At 66.8% G+C, this 19,210-nt stretch carries 16 protein-coding genes; 3 read left to right on the forward strand and 13 right to left on the reverse strand.

Going from position 1 to position 19,210, the window contains the following annotated elements:
* Positions 1-57 precede the first annotated feature (57 nt).
* The 3 genes from smeF to smeD form a co-directional block, all read right to left on the reverse strand.
* Entirely contained in the window at positions 58-1,458 is a 1,401-nt protein-coding gene (gene smeF / locus ACMZPQ_RS10900) for an efflux transporter outer membrane subunit (RefSeq protein ID WP_197583389.1), read from the reverse strand.
* Positions 1,459-1,549: 91 nt separating this feature from the next.
* Positions 1,550-4,672, reverse strand: coding sequence for a multidrug efflux RND transporter permease subunit SmeE (smeE, locus tag ACMZPQ_RS10905; protein WP_197583388.1), 3,123 nt, complete (start codon positions 4,670-4,672; stop codon positions 1,550-1,552).
* A gap of 12 nt (positions 4,673-4,684) precedes the next feature.
* Positions 4,685-5,869 carry a multidrug efflux RND transporter periplasmic adaptor subunit SmeD gene (smeD, locus tag ACMZPQ_RS10910; RefSeq protein ID WP_197583387.1) on the reverse strand — a complete coding sequence of 395 codons (1,185 nt, stop codon included), beginning with the start codon at positions 5,867-5,869 and terminating at the stop codon, positions 4,685-4,687.
* 209 nt (positions 5,870-6,078) lie between these two features.
* On the opposite strand from smeD, the gene smeT reads away from it, so the two are divergent.
* Both smeT and ACMZPQ_RS10920 read left to right on the forward strand, forming a co-directional pair.
* On the forward strand, positions 6,079-6,738 hold the full coding sequence (gene smeT / locus ACMZPQ_RS10915) for an efflux transporter SmeDEF transcriptional repressor SmeT (protein WP_414485972.1): 660 nt from the start codon (positions 6,079-6,081) through the stop codon (positions 6,736-6,738).
* A 44-nt stretch (positions 6,739-6,782) separates the two neighbouring features.
* Positions 6,783-7,769, forward strand: coding sequence for a Gfo/Idh/MocA family protein (locus ACMZPQ_RS10920; RefSeq protein WP_197583385.1), 987 nt, complete (start codon positions 6,783-6,785; stop codon positions 7,767-7,769).
* A 64-nt stretch (positions 7,770-7,833) separates the two neighbouring features.
* Here ACMZPQ_RS10920 and hslU read toward each other — a convergent pair whose 3' ends face one another.
* From hslU to ACMZPQ_RS10965, 9 genes are all read right to left on the reverse strand, one after another.
* The gene (gene hslU, locus ACMZPQ_RS10925; RefSeq protein WP_197583384.1) at positions 7,834-9,207 is read right to left on the reverse strand and encodes an ATP-dependent protease ATPase subunit HslU; all 1,374 of its coding nucleotides are present in this window, start codon (positions 9,205-9,207) and stop codon (positions 7,834-7,836) included.
* A gap of 106 nt (positions 9,208-9,313) precedes the next feature.
* A complete protein-coding gene (hslV, locus tag ACMZPQ_RS10930) occupies positions 9,314-9,865 on the reverse strand; it encodes an ATP-dependent protease subunit HslV (RefSeq protein WP_005411093.1) in 552 nt (183 codons plus the stop codon).
* Between the two features lie 74 nt (positions 9,866-9,939).
* Complete coding sequence (locus ACMZPQ_RS10935; protein ID WP_197583383.1) at positions 9,940-10,140, reverse strand: DUF3079 domain-containing protein; 201 nt, start codon at positions 10,138-10,140, stop codon at positions 9,940-9,942.
* Between the two features lie 77 nt (positions 10,141-10,217).
* Entirely contained in the window at positions 10,218-11,108 is an 891-nt protein-coding gene (gene xerC / locus ACMZPQ_RS10940; RefSeq protein WP_197583382.1) for a tyrosine recombinase XerC, read from the reverse strand.
* Between the two features lie 16 nt (positions 11,109-11,124).
* Positions 11,125-11,799: a DUF484 family protein gene (locus tag ACMZPQ_RS10945; RefSeq protein ID WP_197583381.1), complete on the reverse strand. Its 675-nt coding sequence runs from the start codon at positions 11,797-11,799 to the stop codon at positions 11,125-11,127.
* Complete coding sequence (gene dapF, locus ACMZPQ_RS10950; protein ID WP_197583380.1) at positions 11,796-12,647, reverse strand: diaminopimelate epimerase; 852 nt, start codon at positions 12,645-12,647, stop codon at positions 11,796-11,798. Before dapF ends, ACMZPQ_RS10945 begins: the two co-directional genes overlap by 4 nt.
* Entirely contained in the window at positions 12,640-12,891 is a 252-nt protein-coding gene (gene lptM, locus ACMZPQ_RS10955; RefSeq protein ID WP_197583379.1) for an LPS translocon maturation chaperone LptM, read from the reverse strand. Before lptM ends, dapF begins: the two co-directional genes overlap by 8 nt.
* 82 nt (positions 12,892-12,973) lie before the next feature.
* The gene (locus tag ACMZPQ_RS10960; protein ID WP_197583378.1) at positions 12,974-13,399 is read right to left on the reverse strand and encodes a YbaN family protein; all 426 of its coding nucleotides are present in this window, start codon (positions 13,397-13,399) and stop codon (positions 12,974-12,976) included.
* Positions 13,400-13,453: 54 nt separating this feature from the next.
* On the reverse strand, positions 13,454-15,565 hold the full coding sequence (locus tag ACMZPQ_RS10965) for a prolyl oligopeptidase family serine peptidase (protein ID WP_197583377.1): 2,112 nt from the start codon (positions 15,563-15,565) through the stop codon (positions 13,454-13,456).
* Positions 15,566-15,748: 183 nt separating this feature from the next.
* On the opposite strand from ACMZPQ_RS10965, the gene ACMZPQ_RS10970 reads away from it, so the two are divergent.
* Positions 15,749-16,936, forward strand: a complete 1,188-nt coding sequence (locus ACMZPQ_RS10970) for a pyridoxal phosphate-dependent aminotransferase (RefSeq protein WP_197580893.1) — start codon at positions 15,749-15,751, stop codon at positions 16,934-16,936.
* Between the two features lie 135 nt (positions 16,937-17,071).
* Here the strand turns inward: ACMZPQ_RS10970 and ACMZPQ_RS10975 are convergent, their stop codons facing one another.
* On the reverse strand, positions 17,072-19,168 hold the full coding sequence (locus ACMZPQ_RS10975) for a prolyl oligopeptidase family serine peptidase (protein ID WP_197580894.1): 2,097 nt from the start codon (positions 19,166-19,168) through the stop codon (positions 17,072-17,074).
* Between the last annotated feature and the right edge of the window lie 42 nt (positions 19,169-19,210).

Consider the following 19,210-nt stretch of genomic DNA (forward strand, 5'->3'; position numbering starts at 1 on the left):
CAGCGGCCGGCACTACCACCGATCATCCAGGTAGCGCCGGCCGCTGGCCGGCTTCTCTCAGCTGCGCTCGTGCCAGCCGCCGCCCAGCACCTTGTACAGGGTGATGCGGTTGGCCTGCTGCGCCAGTTCGGCCTGCACGCGGGTCTGCTGCGCGGTGTAGGCGGTGCGACGTGCATCGAGCAGGGTGACAAAGCTGTCCAGTCCCGCGTCGTAGCGCGCCTGCGACAGGCGGTTGGCCTGCTCGGCCGCATCCACCAGGCGTTGCTGCGCGCTCACCTGTTCATCCAGGCTGGCATTCAGCGCCAGCGCGTCGGCGGTTTCGCGGAAGCCGACCTGGATCGACTTCTCATACTGCGCCAGTGCGATATCGCGGTCGGCATTGGCAATGGCCAGGTTGGCGCGCAGCTTGCCGCCCTGGAAGATCGGCAGGGTGATCTTGGGCAGGAAGCTCCACACGCGGGTGCCGCTGTCGAACAGGTTGGACAGTTCGGTCGACCCACTGCCGATGCTGCCGGTCAGCGAGATGCTCGGGAAGAACGCTGCGCGTGCCGCGCCGATGTTGGCGTTGGCGGCCAGCAGCTGGTGTTCGGCCGCCATGATGTCCGGGCGTTGCAGCAGCACATCGCTGGGCAGGCCTGCCGGCGGCGGCGCCAGTGCCAGCAGCTGCGGTTCGACGCTGTCCGGCAGCAGCCCCGCATCGAGCTGGCCACCGGCCAGCAAGGCCAGCGCATTGCGGTCCTGGGCCAGTTGGCCACGCAGGCGTGCAGCGTCAGTGCGCGCGGTTTCCACCAGCGTGCGGGTCTGGCTCAGTTCCAGTGCCGAACTGCCGCCGCGCTCGTGGCGGGCTTCGGCCAGGCGCAGCGAATCCTCGTAGGTCTTCAGCGTTGCATCGGCAATCTTAAGCCGCTGCGCATCGGCGCCGTAGGTCAGCCATGCGGTGGCGGTCTCGGCCACCAGGCTCAGCTGCGCATTGCGGCGGTTGGCGGCTACGGCAAAGTACTGCTGCAGCGCCGCCTCACTGAGATTGCGCACGCGGCCGAACAGGTCCAGTTCGAACTCGGCCACGCCGACACCGGCGCTGAACTGCTCGGTGACACCGGCATCGGTGCCCTGGCGCTGCATCTGGCCAGTCACGGCCACGCCGGGAACACGATCGGCACGCTGCACGCGGTACTGGCCACGCGCGCGCTCGACATTGAGCACGGCCACGCGCAGGTCGCGGTTGTTCTGCAGCGACTGGTCGATCACCTGCTGCAGGCGCGCATCGGTGAAGAAGTCGCGCCAACCGACGGCGGCGACATCGGCCACCTGGCCCTGCGTGGCTTCTGCCGGCCACTGCGCCGGTATCGCCGGAGCGACCGCGGTGTCCTTCGGGGCCAGGGTGGAGCAGCCGCCCAGCGCGAGCACGGCGGCGATGGAAAGGAACAGGGATGCACTTTTCATGGGGATGACTTCCATCGGTACTGCCGGAAGGCAGGAGGTGATGCCGGCCAGCGGCCGGCACTACCGCTTCGATAACGCCAGCCTGGGGCCGGCGCGACCATTTCGCTTACGTCGCGGATTTGCGCTTGAACACGCGCTGCACCACCACGAAGAACAGCGGCACGAAGAACACGCCAAGCGCAGTGCCAACGATCATGCCGCCGAGCACGCCGGTGCCGATCGCCTGCTTGGCGCCGGAGCCGGCACCGGTGGAGATCGCCAGCGGCACCACGCCCATGCCGAAGGCCAGCGAGGTCATCACGATCGGGCGCAGGCGGTCGCGCACGGCATGCATGATCGACTCGATAAGCCCCACGCCCTTCTCCAGGTTTTCCTTGGCGAACTCGACGATCAGGATCGCGTTCTTGCTGGTCAGGCCCACCGTGGTCAGCATCGCCACCTGGAAGTAGATGTCGCGCTCCAGGCCCTTGAACGTGTTGGCCAGCACCGCGCCGAGGATACCCAGCGGGGCGGCCAACAGCACCGCGGTCGGCACGCTCCAGCTTTCATACATCGCCGCCAGGCACAGGAACACGATCATCAGCGACAGCGTGTACAGCAACGGCGTCTGCGAGCCAGCCTGGCGTTCCTGGTAGGACATCGCCGTCCACTCGATGCCGAAGCCTGCCGGCAGCTGCTTGGCCAGCTGTTCGATCTCGGCCATGGCATCGCCCGAAGCGACACCCGGGGCCGGTTCGCCCTGGATTTCCATCGCCGACACACCGTTGTAGCGCTCCAGGCGCGGTGAGCCGTAGTCCCAATGCTTGGTGGCGAACGCGCTGAACGGCACCATCTCGCCCTTGTCGTTCTTCACCGACCAGAGGTCGAAGTCCTCCGGCACCATGCGGAACGGCTGGTCGGCCTGCACGAACACGCGCTTGACGCGGCCGCGATCGACGAAGTCATCGATGTACGAACTGCCCCACGCGGCGGCCAGGGTGCCGTTGATCTGGTCGATCGACAGCCCCAGCGAGGTCGCCTTGGCCGCATCGATGTCGATGCGGAACTGCGGCGTGTCTTCCTGGCCGTTCGGACGCACGTTGGCCAGCTTCTTGCTGCCGGCAGCGAGGCCGAGCAGCTGGTTGCGCGCGGCCACCAGGGCCTCGTGGCCCTGGCCACTGTTGTCCTTCAGGAAGAAGGTGTAGCCCGAGGCGGTACCCAGTTCCGGAATGGCCGGCGGCGGGAAGGCGAAGATGAAGGCATCCTTGATCTGGCCCAGGGCCGCCATCGCGCGTCCGGTGATCGGCATCACGCCATTGTCGGCGTCACGCTCGCTCCAGTCCTTCAGCTTGACGAAGGCCATGCCCGCGTTCTGGCCCATGCCGGCGAAGCTGAAGCCCTGCACCGAGAATACCGACTCCACTGCATCCTTTTCGTTCTGCAGGAAGTGGTTTTCCAGTGCCTGGATCGACTCCAGCGTACGCTCCTGGGTGGCACCGACCGGTGCCTGCACCAGCGCCATCAGCACGCCCTGGTCTTCGTTGGGCAGGAACGAACTGGGCAGGCGCACGAACAGCACGCCCATCAGCACGAAGAGCGCCGCCACGATGCCCATGAAACGCCACGGACGGTGGATGATGCCGCGCACGCCGCGCTGGTAGCTTTCGCTGGTGCGGTCGAAACCACGGTTGAAGCCATTGAAGAAGCGACCGGCCAGGCCGCGATGGGCGACGTGGTGCTCACCCTTCTTCAGCGGCTTGAGCATGGTCGCGCACAGCGCCGGGGTCAGCACGATCGCCACCAGCACCGACAATGCCATCGCCGAGACGATCGTGGCCGAGAACTGGCGGTAGATCACGCCGGTGGAGCCGCTCATGAAGGCCATCGGCACGAACACCGCCGACAGCACCAGGCCGATACCCACCAGCGCACCGGTGATCTGGCCCATCGACTTGCGGGTGGCCTCCAGTGGCGACAGTCCTTCCTCGGACATGATGCGCTCGACGTTCTCCACCACCACGATGGCATCGTCCACCAGCAGGCCGATGGCCAGCACCATCGCGAACATGGTCAGCATGTTCACCGAGAAGCCCAGCATCGCCAGCACGCCGAAGGTACCCAGCAGCACCACCGGCACGGCGATGGTCGGAATCAGGGTGGCGCGGAAGTTCTGCAGGAACAGGTACATCACCACGAACACCAGCACGATCGCTTCGATCAGGGTCTGCACCACACCCTTGATCGACACGCGCACGAACGGGGTGGTGTCGTACGGGATCTCGGCCTTCAGGCCGGCCGGGAAGAAGCTCTTCATGTCCTGCAGCGCGGCATCCACGCCGGCGGCGGTGTCCAGCGCGTTGGCGCCGGTGGCCAGGGTGACCGCCAGGCCGCTGGCCGGCTGGCCGTTGTAGCGGGTGACGAAGTCGTAGGACTCGGCACCCAGTTCGACGCGGGCGACATCACCCAGGCGCAGCTCGGCACCGTCCTGCGCACCGCGCACGATGATGTTGCGGAACTGCTCCGGGGTCTGCAGGCGCGACTGCGCGTTGATGGTGGCGTTGAGCTGCTGGCCCTTCACCGACGGCGCACCGCCGAGCTGGCCGATGGCCACCTGGGCGTTCTGTGCCTTCACCGCTGCGGTCACTTCGGCAACCGACAGGCCATAGGTGTGCAGCTTGTTCGGGTCCAGCCAGATGCGCATGGCGTACTTGCCACCGAACACCTGGATGTTGCCCACGCCCGGCACGCGGCTCAGGCGATCGACGACGTTGGAACCGACGTAGTCGGCGATGTCGTTGGCGTCCATGCTGCCGTTCTCGGACACGAACGCGATGACGTTCAGGAAGCCCGAGCTGGACTTGGCCACGTTGATGCCCTGCCGCTGCACTTCCTGCGGCAGCAGCGGCATGGCCAGCTGCAGCTTGTTCTGCACCTGCACCTGGGCAATGTCCGGGTTGGTGCCGCTCTCGAAGGTCAGGGTGATGGTGGCCTGGCCGTTGGACGAGCTGTTGGAGGAGAAGTAGATCAGGCCATCAAGGCCCTTCATGTTCTGCTCGATGATCTGCGTCACCGAGTCCTCGACCACCTTGGCCGATGCACCCGGATAGGTGGCGCTGATTTCCACTGCCGGCGGCGCGACGTTGGGGTACATCGAGACCGGCAGCTTGAACAGGGCCAGGCCGCCGGCGAGCATGATGATGATGGCGATGACCCACGCGAAGATGGGTCGATCGATGAAAAAGCGTGCCATGGGGTTCTCCGCTTACTTCGCGTCGCCGGCCGGGGCGGCAGGCTGGGCGGCTGCCGCCGGCTTGGCCGGTGCAGCGCCCTTCTCGGTGGCCTTGACCGGCATGCCGGGGCCGATCTTCTGCAGGCCTTCGACAATGACCTTGTCGCCGGCCTTCAGGCCGTCATCGACCAGCCACTTGTCGCCGACCGTGCGGCTGACCTTGACCGGGCGCACTTCGACCTTGTTGTCCTTGTCGACCACCATCGCCGTGGTGTCGCCCTTCGGATCACGGGCGATGCCCTGCATCGGCACCAGCACGGCATCGCTGCGCACGCCGCCGCCGATCACCGCACGCACGTACATGCCCGGCATCAGCAGGCCATCGGGGTTGTCCACCTTCACGCGCAGGCTGAAGCTGCCGGTGGCCGGATCGACGCTGACTTCGGAGAACTCCAGCGTGCCCTTGTGCTCGAAGGTGCTGCCGTCTTCCATCAGGATGCTGACCGGCAGGGTCTGGTTGTCCTGCAGGCGGCCGGCGGCCAGTTCGCGGCGAAGCTGCAGCAGCTCGGCCGAGGACTGGGTCAGGTCGACATAGATCGGGTCCAGCTGCTGCACGGTGGCCAGCGCGTTGGCCTGGCCGGCGCTGACCAGCGCACCCTGGGTGACGCTGGACTTGCCGATGCGGCCGCTGATCGGCGCGGTGATGCGGGCGTAGCCGAGGGTGACATTGGCCGCGTCCAGCGAGGCCTTGGCCGCACCGACGTCGGCCTCGGCCTGCTTCTGCGCGGCCACGGCGTTTTCCAGGTCCTGCTGGCTGACCGCATCGACCTTGGCCAGCTCGGTGATGCGCTTGGCGCTCAGGCGGGCGGCGTTGGCAGTGGCCTCGGCGCGCGCCAGCTGGGCGCGGGCGCTGTTGGCCTGGGCGCGATAGCTGGCGTCCTCGATCTGGTACAGCGGTTCGCCGGCCTTGACCATGCTGCCTTCGGTGAACAGGCGCTTGGCGACGATGCCGCTGACCTGCGGACGCACCTCGGCGACCAGGAAGGCATTGGTGCGGCCCGGCAGTTCGCGGGTCAGGCCCACGGTCTCGGACTTCAGCGTGACCACGGTGACGTCGCCCGGGCCCTGCTCGGGGGCCTGGGGTCGGCCGCCGCAGGCAGCCACGGTCGCGGCGATCGCCAGCGACAGCGCAATGGGTCGGATTCGGCTCAGCAACATGACGGAAAGGCTCTTAAGGGGGAGGAATCTCAAAAAGCGCTGATACGGGCCGAAAGCGCCAGCAGACAACGCAAACCGGCGTGGAGTGGTGGGCAGGAACGGCCTGCCACGCACACGGCGGGAATGATGGGAGCGAAATATACATACATGCTTGTTTGTTTGTAAACCGGTACAATTCAGCCACGTTTCACCTGCACTCGTACCCATCCATGGCCCGCAAGACCAAAGAGGACACCCAGGCAACCCGGGAAGGCATCCTTGACGCCGCCGAATCCTGCTTCCATGAACACGGCGTGGCCCGTACCACGCTGGAGATGATCGGTGCCCGCGCCGGGTACACCCGTGGCGCGGTCTACTGGCATTTCAAGAACAAGGGCGAGGTGCTGGCCGCGATCGTCGAGCGCGTGCATCTGCCTTTCATGCAGGAACTGGAGCGCACCTCCACCGACCAGCGCGACACGCCGGTGCACGACCTGCGCGCGGTGATGATCCACTCGTTCATCGAGTTGTCCGAGGACGAGCGCCTGCGCAAGACCATGGAAATCATGCTGCGCAGCGATGCCTCGGCCGATACCAAGGTGTTGACCGAACTGCAGCAGGCCGGCTTCCGCGATGCGCTGGACCGGATGGAGCGCGCCCTGCGCCGGGCCGGCGACCTGGGCCAGCTGCGCGACGGTGCCGACCCGAAGATCGCCGCACGCATGCTGCACGCGACCATCCTGGGCGTGCTGCACGGTGCGATGGTCGAACCGGACCTGATGGACCTCAAGCGCGACGGCATGCTCGCGCTGGACATGACCCTGGCCGCCTACGTGAAGGATGGTGTGTTCGTGCCGGGCACCGTGCCCGAGCCGCTGCCCGAGGCGTGAGTGGGTCGCTGCCGCCCTCGCGTCACCCATGAGAGGACAGACCGATGATCCTGGACAACGTGGCCTGGGGCTTCATCGGTTGCGGCAGCGTCACCGAGAAGAAGAGCGGTCCCGCGCTGGCCAACACGCCCGGGTCACGGGTGGCTGCAGTGATGCGCCGCAATGCGGCACTGGCCGAGGATTACGCACGGCGCCATGCGATTCCGCGCTGGTATGCCGATGCCGATGCGCTCATCGCCGATCCGGAGGTGAACGCGATCTACGTCGCCACGCCGCCCTCCACCCACATGCAGTACGCGTTGCAGGCGATTGCGGCCGGCAAGCCGGTCTATATTGAAAAGCCCATGGCGATGGACCTTGGCGAGTGCGAGTGCATCCTGGAGGCCAGCGCACGCAGCGGCATCCCGGTGTTCGTGGCCTATTACCGCCGCGCCCTGCCCCGCTTCGCGAAGGTCAAGCAGTTGCTGGACAGCGGCGCGATCGGTTCGCCGCGCAGCGTGCGCGCAACCCTGCATCGGCCACACTCGGCGCATGCCACGTCGCCGGACTTCTGGCGCACCAACCCGGCGATCGCGGGCGGCGGCCTGTTCGTCGATCTCGGCTCGCACACCCTGGACCTGCTCGACCATCTGCTGGGCCCGCTGGGCGATGTCAGCGGCCTGGCCAGTTCGCAGGCAGGCGCGTATGCCGCCGAGGACAGCGTCTCGATGTGCTTCCGCACCGGAACCGGTGCGCACGGCATCGCACAGTGGAGTTTCTGTGCGTTCCGCCGCCAGGATGAGATCGACATCACCGGCGACCGTGGGCAGCTGCGTTTTGCCACCTTCGAGGATGTTCCGGTGCTGCTGGAAACCGAATCCGGCGTGCAGACGTTCGAGATCCCGAACCCGCCATCGATCCAGCAGCCGTTGATTGCCACCCTCGTGGATGAACTACGCGGCCACGGACGCTCGCCCTCGACTGGCCTCAGTGCCGCCCGCACCAACGCGGTGATCGACCAGGTACTGCGGGCCTACCGGGCCAGACAGTGAATCCACGCCATGCGTGGATGCCCTTCGCGCCAAAAAAAAGGCCGCCTTTCGGCGGCCTTGTGCATTACAGGATGTAGCGGCTCAGGTCCGGGTCCTGCACCAGCTCGCCCAGGTGGGCATCGACGTAGGCACTGTCGATGGCCAGCGTCTCGCCGTCGCGATCCGGCGCCTCGTAGCTGAGCGAATCCAGCAGGCGCTCCAGCACGGTGTGCAGGCGACGGGCACCGATATTTTCCTGGCGCTCGTTCACCTGGAAGGCGATCTCGGCCAGGCGCTCGATGGCATCGGCGGTAAAGCTGACCTTGACGCCCTCGGTGGCCAACAGCGCTTCGTACTGCTTGGTCAGCGCGGCCTTCGGCTCGGTCAGGATGCGCACGAAATCGTTCTTGCTCAGCGCGCCCAGCTCCACGCGGATCGGGAAGCGACCCTGCAGCTCCGGAATCAGGTCGCTGGGCTTGGCCAGGTGGAACGCGCCCGACGCGATGAACAGGATATGGTCGGTCTTGATCGTGCCGTACTTGGTGGACACGTTGGAGCCTTCCACCAGCGGCAGCAGGTCGCGCTGCACGCCTTCGCGCGACACGTCGCCACCACCGACGTTGTCACCACGCTTGGCGACCTTGTCGATCTCGTCGATGAAGACGATGCCGTGCTGTTCGCAGGCTTCGATCGCCGCGGTGCGGATATCGTCCTCGTTGACCAGCTTGCCGGCCTCTTCTTCCACCAGCAGCGGGCGCGCGGCCTTGATGGTCAGCGTGCGCTTGTGCGCCTTGGCGCCGCCACCAAGGTTGGCGAACATCGACTTCAGCTGCTGCCCCATCTCCTCCATGCCCGGCGGGGTCATGATGTCCATGCTGACATTGGCGGCCAGGTCGAGTTCGATCTCGCGCTCGTCCAGTTCGCCATTGCGCAGCATCTTGCGGAACTTGATGCGGGTCTCGTTGTCCTGCGCCGACGGTTCATTGCGGGCCACGTCCGGATCGAAACCGATGCCGCCGCTGCGACGCGGCAACAGCGCATCGAGAATGCGGTCTTCGGCACGCTCTTCGGCCTGCGTACGCACGCGCACCTTGGCCTGCTCGCGGTACAGCTTCACTGCGGTATCGGCCAGGTCGCGGATGATCTGCTCGACGTCCTTGCCAACGTAGCCCACTTCGGTGAAGCGGGTCGCTTCGACCTTGACGAACGGCGCGTTGGCCAGCGTGGCCAGGCGGCGCGCGATCTCGGTCTTGCCGACGCCGGTCGGGCCGATCATCAGGATGTTCTTCGGCATCACTTCATTGCGCAGCTCGGGCACCAGCTGCATGCGGCGCCAGCGGTTGCGCAGGGCGATGGCCACCGCGCGCTTGGCGTCGTGCTGGCCGACGATGTGCCGGTCCAGTTCCTGCACGATCTCGCGCGGGGTCATGGTGGCGGAGGAAACTTCGATCTTCGACATGGATGTGCTCACGAATTCGTTGTCTACGATGCCGGAACCGAACGGCCCCGGACGGTAGCGCCGGGCCATGCCCGGCGAATCTGGAATGTCTGCGACGGGTTCCCCGTCACAGCTCCTCGACCACTACGTTGCGGTTGGTGTAGATGCAGATGTCGCCGGCGATGCCGATTGCTTCGCTGGCAATGGTGCGTGCATCCAGTTCGGTGTGCGCCATCAGCGCGCGGGCGGCCGACAACGCGTAGGAGCCACCGGAACCGATGGCGATGATGCCGTCCTCCGGCTCGATCACATCGCCGGTGCCGCTGATGATCAGCGAGGTTTCCTTGTCGGCCACCGCCAGCAGGGCTTCCAGCTTGCCCAGGCGGCGCTCGGTGCGCCAATCCTTGGCCAGCTCGACCGCCGCGCGCTGCAGCTGGCCGTGCTTTTCCAGCTTGGCCTCGAACAGCTCGAACAGGGTGAAGGCATCGGCGGCGGCACCGGCGAAGCCGGCCAGCACCTGGCCGTCGCGGCCGAGGCGGCGCACCTTGCGCGCATTGCCCTTCATCACGGTGTGGCCCAGCGTGACCTGGCCGTCGCCGGCAATGGCCACGTGCTCGCCGCGACGGACGCAGACGATGGTGGTGGCGTGGAAAACGTTGGGGTTCTGACTGGGGTCCATGCGGCCTCCGATAGCTGTTCACGGGACATGGGGACAGCGCCGGGTGCGATCAAGCCTGCGCCGATGGCTGCCGTTCAGCGCTTGGCGTGCGAAGGCCGCTCCGGATTCGGCTCGATCCCCCAGGCGAGGTACCAGTCTTCGCCCTGCGTCTCGATCGGGTGCTGGGTGCGGCCGGAGCCGTTGCCGCAAGCCAGGGCGTCGGCGGCGCAGTAACGGTCGCAGCCCCAGCAGATGCGCTCGGGGTGTTTGGGATGCAACGGAATGGGCTTCGCCATGGCGGCGGTGTCCTCGTGGCCTGCGGCCACGGTGCGCCGGTTGCATTCGACCTGCCCTGATCCAGATCAAGGGCGGGCTATTCAGCCTTGTCGTCCTTGCTGCGGCGCTTGGCGCGCGGGTGCGCAGCGTCGTACACCTTGGCCAGGTGCTGGAAATCGAGGTGGGTATAGATCTGGGTGGTGGCGATGTCGGCATGGCCGAGCAGTTCCTGCACGCCACGCAGGTCACCGGACGATTCCAGGATATGGCTGGCGAAACTGTGCCGCAGCATGTGCGGATGCACGTGCTTGAACAGGCCCTGGCGCTGCGCCAGCTGGCGGATGCGGATCTGCACTGCACGCTGGCTGATCGGCCCATTGCGGCCGGGGAACACCGGCGATGCCGGGCCGCCCCCGCTTTCCGCTCGCCACGCTTGCAGCGCCTCACGCGCCGGCCGGCCGAACGGTACGCGGCGCTGGCGATTGCCCTTGCCCATCACGTTGACCAGGCCGCTGGCGAAGTCCAGGTCGCGCCAGGTCAGCGCGCAGACTTCGCTCAGGCGCAGGCCCGAGGAATAGAACAGCTCCAGCAGCGCGCGGTCGCGGCGGCCGAGCTCACCTTCCGGTTCCAGCTCGACCAGCTGCACGGCTTCATCGGCATCGAGCACCTGCGGCAACCGCCGCGGCGCACGGGGTGCCTTCAGGGTTGCGGCGGGACTTGCTTCGATGCGCCCGTGCTTGAGCAGCCACGCGTAGAAGCTGCGGCAGGCGGACAAGCGGCGCTGCAGGCTCTTGGCCGAGAGACCGCGCCGGTGTTCATCGGCAACGAACTGGCGCACCGCGTCGGTCTCCAGCGCCTCCACCGCCACGCCGCGCGGTTCGGCCCAGACCGACAACGCGTCGAGGTCGCGGCGGTAGGCGTCGAGCGTGTGCGCCGACATCCGCCGCTCCACCTGCAGGTGCTGCAGAAAGGCCTGTACGGCACTCATCGCCGGCGTGTCCTGCTCAGTCCTCGAAGCGCTTGAGGGCCGTCGCCAACGCCTCGCCCATCATGCGCAGGAACAACGTGCCCATGCCCGGGTAGAACCGATTCGGATCATGGCTGCCGACCGCGATCAGGCCCACGCCCGGCTGCGGCAACAATGCGGTGGTCTGCACTTCCTCGCTGCGCACGCCATACAGCACGGCGTTTTTTTCCGGCTGCAGGCGGCCACAGATCGGCTCGCCGTCCTTCAGGCAATCGCGGAACGGGCCGAGCTGCGGATCATCCGCCGCGATCACCTGCAGCCAATCAGCCTGCTCCAGCCCGGCCACGGGCGTGTGCACCACCAGCCGTACCAGGTCGCCAGCGAAGTCCTCCTGCAATGAAGCGGCCATCGCGCGCAGGGTGTCGGCGGCGTTGTCCTGCTTCATCAGCGCCAGGGTCAGCTGGTGCGTGCGTACCGCCAGGCGCTCGTTGACCTGGGCGGTCGCGCCCAGGTCGGCCAACCGTCGTGCCAGCTCGCGGTTCTTCTCGCGCAGCACTTCCAGCTGGTAGCTGGCCAGCGACGCGGTCGGGCCGTCGTCACGCGGCACCACCAGGGTCAGGGCCAGATCCGGGAACTGCTTGAGGAAGCCCGGATGCCGCCGCAACCAGGCGGCAACTTCGTGGGCCCCGAGCTTGTCGACGGTTTCGGTCATGCGATCCACTCCCCTTCGAAGACGAATGCGGTCGGACCCGCCATCACCACCGGCTGGCCATCGCCCGGCCACTGGATGCGCAGGTCGCCACCGGGCAGGCTGATGCGTGCATCACGCTGCAGCCGGCCGCGCTGCATCAGGGTGACGGCGGCGGCACAGGCGCCACTGCCGCAGGCCAGGGTTTCGCCGACGCCACGCTCGAACACGCGCAGGCGCGCATGGTCCGGGCCCATCACCTGGGCAAACCCCACGTTCACCGAGCGCGGGAACGACGCATGCTGTTGCAGCAGCGCACCGACGCGCTCGACCGGTGCCGCATCGATCAGGCCCACTTCGATCACCGCATGCGGGTTGCCCATCGACACCGCGGCGAACCGCACGCTCTCGCCCTGCAGCGGCAGCAGGTATTCCTCGCGCGGGTGGGCAAAGCCCACCAGCGGCACATTGGCCGGCTCGAACGCGGGCACACCCATGGTCACCGCGAACTGGCCATCGCCCAGCACCTTCACTTCATGGCTGGCCAGCGGGCTGTCGATGACGAACACATCGCCCTGCGCACTGCCCTCGCGCACCAGCCACGCGGCAATGCAGCGCGCACCGTTGCCGCACTGCTCGGAGTTGGAACCGTCGGCATTCCAGATCCGGTACGACGCCACCGAGCCTTCCACACGCGGCGCTTCGAGGGTCAGGATCTGATCACAGCCCACGCCGGTATGACGGTCTGCCAGGCGCGCGGCCAGCTCGGGCGTGGGCGGCGCAGTGCCATCACGCAGGTCGATCACTACGAAATCATTGCCCGCGCCGTGCATCTTGCTGAAGCGCAGGGCCGTGGAACCGGCCTTACTCATTCCCGCCGTCCACCGGCTTGATCGGGTCCGGGGTGACCGAGGGGCTGCCGTCGCTGGTCGGCTGGGTCGCGGCCGGCGTGGCCGCCGGGGCCGCTTCAGGTGCAGCTGCCGGTTCGACGGTCTCTTCCACCGGCACCGGCTTCTGCGGCAGTACCAGCGGGCCCTTGTTGCCGCAGGCGGCAAGGAACAGCAGCGAGGCCGCTGCCAGCGGAATCAGGATGGCGTTTCGATGGGGGATCTTCATGCCCCGAGTATAGCCATTGGCGGCTGAGCGGTAGGTACAGGGGATCGGGTTGCCGGCCAGCGGCCGGCACTACCGCAGCCGCTCAATCCACAGGTGGCGGCAGCGGCCGCGTCCACAGCCAGATCGCCACCACGGTCATGCTGCCGATCGAGAACCACTTCACCCAGGCGATCGGCACGCACCACAGCATGATGCCGGCGCACACCGCCATGGTGATCGTGGCCATCCATTTACCGTAGCGGCTGACCGCGCCATGCGCCTGCCAGTTGGCGATGGCCGGGCCGAAGCGCGGATGCTGCAGCAGCCAGCTGTGCAGGCGCTCGGACCCGCGCGAGGCGGCCCAGGCAGAGATCAGGATGAATACGGTGGTCGGCAACCCCGGCACGAAGATGCCGACGATGCCGGTGCCCAGGCTGGCGTAGGCCAGCAGCCACCACGCCCAGCGGAAACGCACCACGCGCGGTGGCGTGGCGGTATCGCGGGATGCGGGGGGCTCGGGCAGGCTCATGGCCGCAAGGATAACGGTTCGGGGTGCCCGGCAACGCCCGGCACCCCTTCGCCGTCAGGGCTGGGCGATGCCCAGCTGCTGCAGCACGAACGCGTACGACTCGGACAGCTCGCGGTAGCGCTGGAAGCGCCCCGACTTGCCGCCGTGGCCGGCTTCCATGTTGGTGCGGAACAGGATCGGGTAGTGGCCGGTGTTGTCGTCACGCAGCTTGGCCACCCACTTGGCCGGCTCCCAGTACTGCACCTGCGAATCCCACAGGCCGGTGCCCACGAACAGCGCCGGGTAGGCCTGCTGCTTCACGTTGTCGTAGGGCGAGTAGGACAGCATGTAGTCGTAATACTGCTTCTGCTCGGGGTTGCCCCACTCGTCGTATTCGTTGGTGGTCAGCGGAATGGTCGGGTCGAGCATGGTGGTGACCACGTCGACGAACGGCACCTGCGCCACCATCACCCGATAGTCCTGCGGCGCCTGGTTGGCCACCGCGCCCATCAGCAGGCCACCGGCGCTGCCACCGGACGCGGCGACGCGATCCTTGGCCGCCCAGCCCTGCGCGACCAGGCCGCGGGTGACGTCGATGAAGTCGTTGAAGGTGTTCTGCTTGTGCAGCAGCTTGCCGTTCTCGTACCAGTCGCGGCCCATCTCCTGGCCGCCGCGGATGTGGGCGATGGCATACACCACGCCACGATCGAGCAGGCTCACCGCGGTCTGGTTGAAGTACGGGTCCATCGACATGCCGTAGCTGCCGTAGGCGTACTGGAACAGCGCACCCTTGCCGTCCTTCTGGTAGCCCTTGCGGTAGACCAGCGACACCGGCACCTTCACGCCATCGCGCGCGGTGATCCAGACGCGATCGGTTTCGTACTTCGAGGCGTCATAGCCGATCACCGGCTGCACCTTCAACTGACGGCGCTCGCCGGTAGCGGTGTTCAGCTCGAATACGGTGGTCGGGGTGGTCATCGAGGTGTAGATGTACCGCAGCCACGGCGTGTCGGCCTCGGTGTTGTCGCCCAAGCCCATCGAATACGCCGGCTCGTCGGCCTTCACGTAGTCGCTGCGGCCGTCCTTGAACAGCAGGCGGATGCGCTCCAGGCCCTCGGAACGTTCTGCGATGGCGGTATAGCTGTCGAACAGCTCGAAGCCTTCGATGAACACCGCATCGTCGTGTGCGATCCAGTCCTTCCACTGCGCGCGGGAGGTGGCGTCGGTCGGCGCGGTGACCAGCTTGAAGTTCTTCGCACCGTCGTTGGTGCGGATCACCCAGCGGCCGTCGTAATGATCGGCGTCGTACTCGACGTCACGCTGGCGTGGCGCCAGCACGGTGAAGGTGGTCGGGTCGCTGGCCGGTGCGTAGCGCTCTTCCGAGGACACGGTGCTGTGCACGCCGATGGTGATGAAGCGATCGTCGCGGGTGCGGCCGATGCCCATGTAGAAGCTGTCATCCTTCTCTTCGTAGACGACGGTGTCGGCGCTGGCCGGGGTGCCCAGCACGTGCTTTTTGACGCGCACGGTCAGCAGGGTTTCCGGATCGTTCTCGACGTACAGCACGGTGCGGTTGTCGTCGGCCCACACCAGGTCGCCGGAGCTGCCGGTGATCACATCGGGCAGCACCTTGCCGGTGGCCAGGTCCTTGAAGCGGATCGTGTACTGGCGGCGGCCGACGTCATCATCGGCCCAGGCCAGCAGCTGGTTGTCCTGGCTCACTTCCATCGAGCCGACGCTGAAGTAGCCCTTGCCGGCCGCCATCGCGTTGACGTCCAGCAGGACTTCCTCGGCCGCCTCCATGCTGCCCTTGCGGCGCGCGTGGATCGGGTAGTCCTGGCCGGTCTCGTAGCGGCTGTAGTACCAGTACCCGCGCTCGCGCGCCGGCACGCTGGAATCGTCCTGCTTGATGCGGCCGACGATCTCCTTGTACAGGGTGTCTTCCAGCGGCTTCAGCGGTGCCAGCAGCTGGTCGGCGTAGGCATTCTCGGCCTGCAGGTAGGCCAGCATGTCCTTGTTCTCGCGCTTGTCGTCGCGCAGCCAGTAATAGTCATCGTTGCGGGTCGCGCCGAACGGCGCCTTGACCACGTGCGGATGCTTGGCGGCATCCGGCGGAACGGGCGGAGTGGCAGCAGTAGCGGTGGTGGTCATCAGGCTGGCAAGCAACAGGCAGAGGGTGGATTTCATGAGATAGGGCTCCTTGAGCGGCAATGCAATGGCGTCCTTGTGCCTGAGTCTGGGTCGCGGAAGGACTGCCGGCAACCCTGCCGGTAGTGCCGGCCGCTGGCCGGCAACCTCATGAACTCCGAAGCGGGCCGTAATGCCGGCCAGCGGCCGGCACTACCCCGGCACGCGGCGTACCATGGGCGCATGAGTACCCTGCCCCACACGCCGGGCTACAGCCGGCGCAGCCATGAAATCGCCCCGTTCCACGTGATGTCCCTGCTGGCCCGCGCGCAGGCGCTGGAACAGGCCGGCCACGATGTGATCCACCTGGAGATCGGCGAACCGGACTTCACCACCGCCGAACCCGTGGTACGCGCGGGCCAGGCCGCACTGGCCGCCGGCCATACCCGCTACACCGCCGCACGCGGCCTGCCCGCCCTGCGCCAGGCGATCAGCGGCTTCTATCGCAGCCACTACGCGCTGGACATCGACCCCGAGCGCATCCTGGTCACCCCGGGGGGTTCCGGTGCGCTGCTGCTGGCCAGCAGCCTGCTGGTCGATCCGGGCCGCCACTGGCTGCTGGCCGACCCCGGCTACCCGTGCAACCGCCACTTCCTGCGCCTGGTCGAAGGCGGCGCACAGCTGGTGCCGGTCGGGCCGGATACCGCCTATCAGCTGACCCCTTCGCTGGTGGAACAGCACTGGAATGCCGACAGCGTCGGCGCGCTGGTGGCTTCGCCGGCCAATCCCACCGGCACCGTGCTGTCCACTGATGAACTGGCGGCACTGTCGCAGAGCCTGCACGCGCGCGGTGGCCATCTGGTGGTCGATGAGATCTACCACGGCCTCACCTACGGCCTGGACGCACCCAGCGTGCTGCAGGTGGACGACAGCGCGTTCGTGCTGAACAGCTTTTCCAAGTACTTCGGCATGACTGGCTGGCGGCTGGGCTGGCTGGTGGCGCCGCCGGCGGCCGTGCCTGATCTGGAGAAGCTGGCGCAGAACCTGTACATCAGCGCATCGAGCATTGCCCAGCATGCCGCGCTGGCCTGCTTCAGCGAGGAATCGATGGCGATCTTCGAGCAGCGCCGCGAAGCGTTCCGCCAGCGCCGTGACTTCCTGCTGCCCGCGTTGCGTGAGCTGGGCTTCCGTATCGAAGTCGAGCCGCAGGGCGCGTTCTACCTGTACGCCGACGTCAGTGCGTTCACCGACGACGCGCAGGCGTTCTGTGCCCACTTCCTGGAAACCGAGCACGTGGCATTCACCCCGGGCCTGGACTTTGGCTTCCATCGCGCCAACCAGCACGTGCGGCTGGCGTATACGCAGGAAGTGCCGCGGTTGCAGGAAGCGGTGGCGCGGATTGCGCGCGGGTTGAAACGCTGGGGCGCCTGATCGCCCGGCGCGAACGGCATCCACGCATGGCGTGGATCTACGGGTCCGACGCACGGTGCATGGGTAGATCGACGCCATACGTGGATGCGGGGACCCAACGAAAAACGCCGCCCGAGGGCGGCGTTTTTCATTCCATCACTTACCGCCCAACCGCTCCCACAGGAAGCTGTAGGCCAGCGCCGACATGTGTGCGGCCTGCGCGTTGTTGGCTGCGCCGCCGTGGCCACCTTCGATGTTCTCGTAGTAGGTCACGTCCTTGCCGGCGTCGATCATCTTGGCCGCCATCTTGCGGGCATGGCCCGGGTGCACGCGGTCATCGCGGGTGGAGGTGGTGAACAACACCGGCGGGTAGTTCTTCTTCGCGTCGAACAGGTGGTACGGCGAGAAGGTCTTGATGAACTCCCAGTCGCTGGTGTCCGGGTTGCCGTACTCGGCCATCCACGAGGCACCGGCCAGCAGGTGGCTGTAGCGCTTCATGTCCAGCAGCGGCACCTGCACCACCACCGCACCGAACAGTTCCGGGTACTGGGTGAGCATGTTGCCGGTCAGCAGGCCACCGTTGCTGCCGCCCTGCACGCCCAGGTGCTTGGCAGTGGTGATCTTGCGCTTGACCAGATCGCGTGCCACCGCGGCCATGTCTTCATAGGCCTTGTGGCGGTTCTGCTTCAACGCCGCCTGGTGCCAGCGCGGGCCATACTCGCCACCGCCGCGGATGTTGGCGACCACGTACACGCCGCCCTTGTCCAGCCAGGCGCGGCCCATGCCGCCCGAATAGCTCGGGGTCAGCGAGATCTCGAAGCCACCGTAGCCGTACAGCAGGGTCGGATTGGAGCCGTCGAGCTTCATCGCCTTGTCGTGCACCACGAAGTACGGCACGCGGGTGCCATCCTTGCTGGTGGCGAAGTGCTGCTCGATCACCTTGCCCTTGGCATCGAAGAAGGCCGGCATGGTCTTCAGCGTTTCCGGCGGCTGGCCGATCTCGGCCAGGGCCAGCGTGGTCGGGGTCAGGTAATCGGTGGCGGTCAGCCACACCGCGTCACTGTCGTTGCTGTCCACGGCGGCCACGCCCAGCGTGCCGAAGGCCGGCGCACCGACGAAGCGGCTGGTCTGCCAGCCATTGGCACCCGGGGTCAGCACCGACAGGCGGTTCTTGACGTCATCCAGCACGTTCAGCACCAGATGGCTCTTGGTCCAGGTGGCGCTGGCCAGCGAGGTGGTCGCGGTCGGGGTGAACAGCACGTCGAATTCGCGCTTGCCGGCCAGGAAGTCGTCCAGCTTGGTCGCCAGCAGTGAACCGGACGCATAGGTCTTGCCACCGACGGTCCACGGATCACGCAGCTCCAGGGTCAGCCACTGCTTGTGCAGGCCCTTCTCGGCCGAGTTCGGCGCGTCGATCTTGGTCAGCGTGCCATCGTCGCCACGCAGGTAGATCTCGTTGTTGTAGAACGCCAGCGTGCGGCTGACCAGGTTGCGTTCGAAGCCCGGGGTGTCATCGTGCATCGCCGCGATGTACATGTCTTCCGGCTTGCCTTCATAGACCACGCTGGCCGAGGTCATCGGCGTGCCGCGCTTCCACAGCTTGGCCACGCGCGGGTAACCGGAGGTGGTCATCGTGCCGGCACCGAAGTCGGTGTAGACGAAGACCGTGTCGCGATCGATCCAGTTGAGGCCACCCTTCGATTCCGGGCGGAAGAAACCGTCCTTGATCCAGGTCTTGTTGGCCAGGTCGAACTCGCGGGTGACGTCGGCATCGGCACCACCGCGCGACAGCGCGATCAGGCAGCGGCTGTAGTCCGGGCGCAGGCAGTCGGCGCCGTGCCAGACCCAGTTCTCACCCTCGGTCTTGTTCAGCGCATCCAGATCGAGCACGGTTTCCCACTGCGGCGAGGCCTTGCGGTACTCGGCCAGGGTGGTACGCCGCCACAGACCGCGCTCGTGCTGCTGGTCCTTCCAGAAGTTGTAGTAGTAGTCGCCGATCTTCTGCACGGCGGGAATCTTGGCGTCGGAGTCGAGCACCTCGCGGATGCTGGTCTCCATCTGCTTGAAGGCCGGGGTCTGCGCCAGGCGCGCCTCGGACTTGGCGTTCTGTTCCTTGACCCAGGACAGCGGCTTGTCGCCGGTGACGTCCTCGAGCCAGGCGTAGCGATCGGTGTCTTCAGCGGCCACGGCGGTCCCCACCGAGGCAGCGGTCATCATGCCGGCCAACAGGCAGGCGGAAGCGAGTCGTGACATTGCAGCTCCAGGCAGTCATAAGCCGAGGAACGCTAGCACGGA

Source organism: Stenotrophomonas maltophilia, from assembly GCF_047497515.2.
GTDB lineage: Bacteria > Pseudomonadota > Gammaproteobacteria > Xanthomonadales > Xanthomonadaceae > Stenotrophomonas.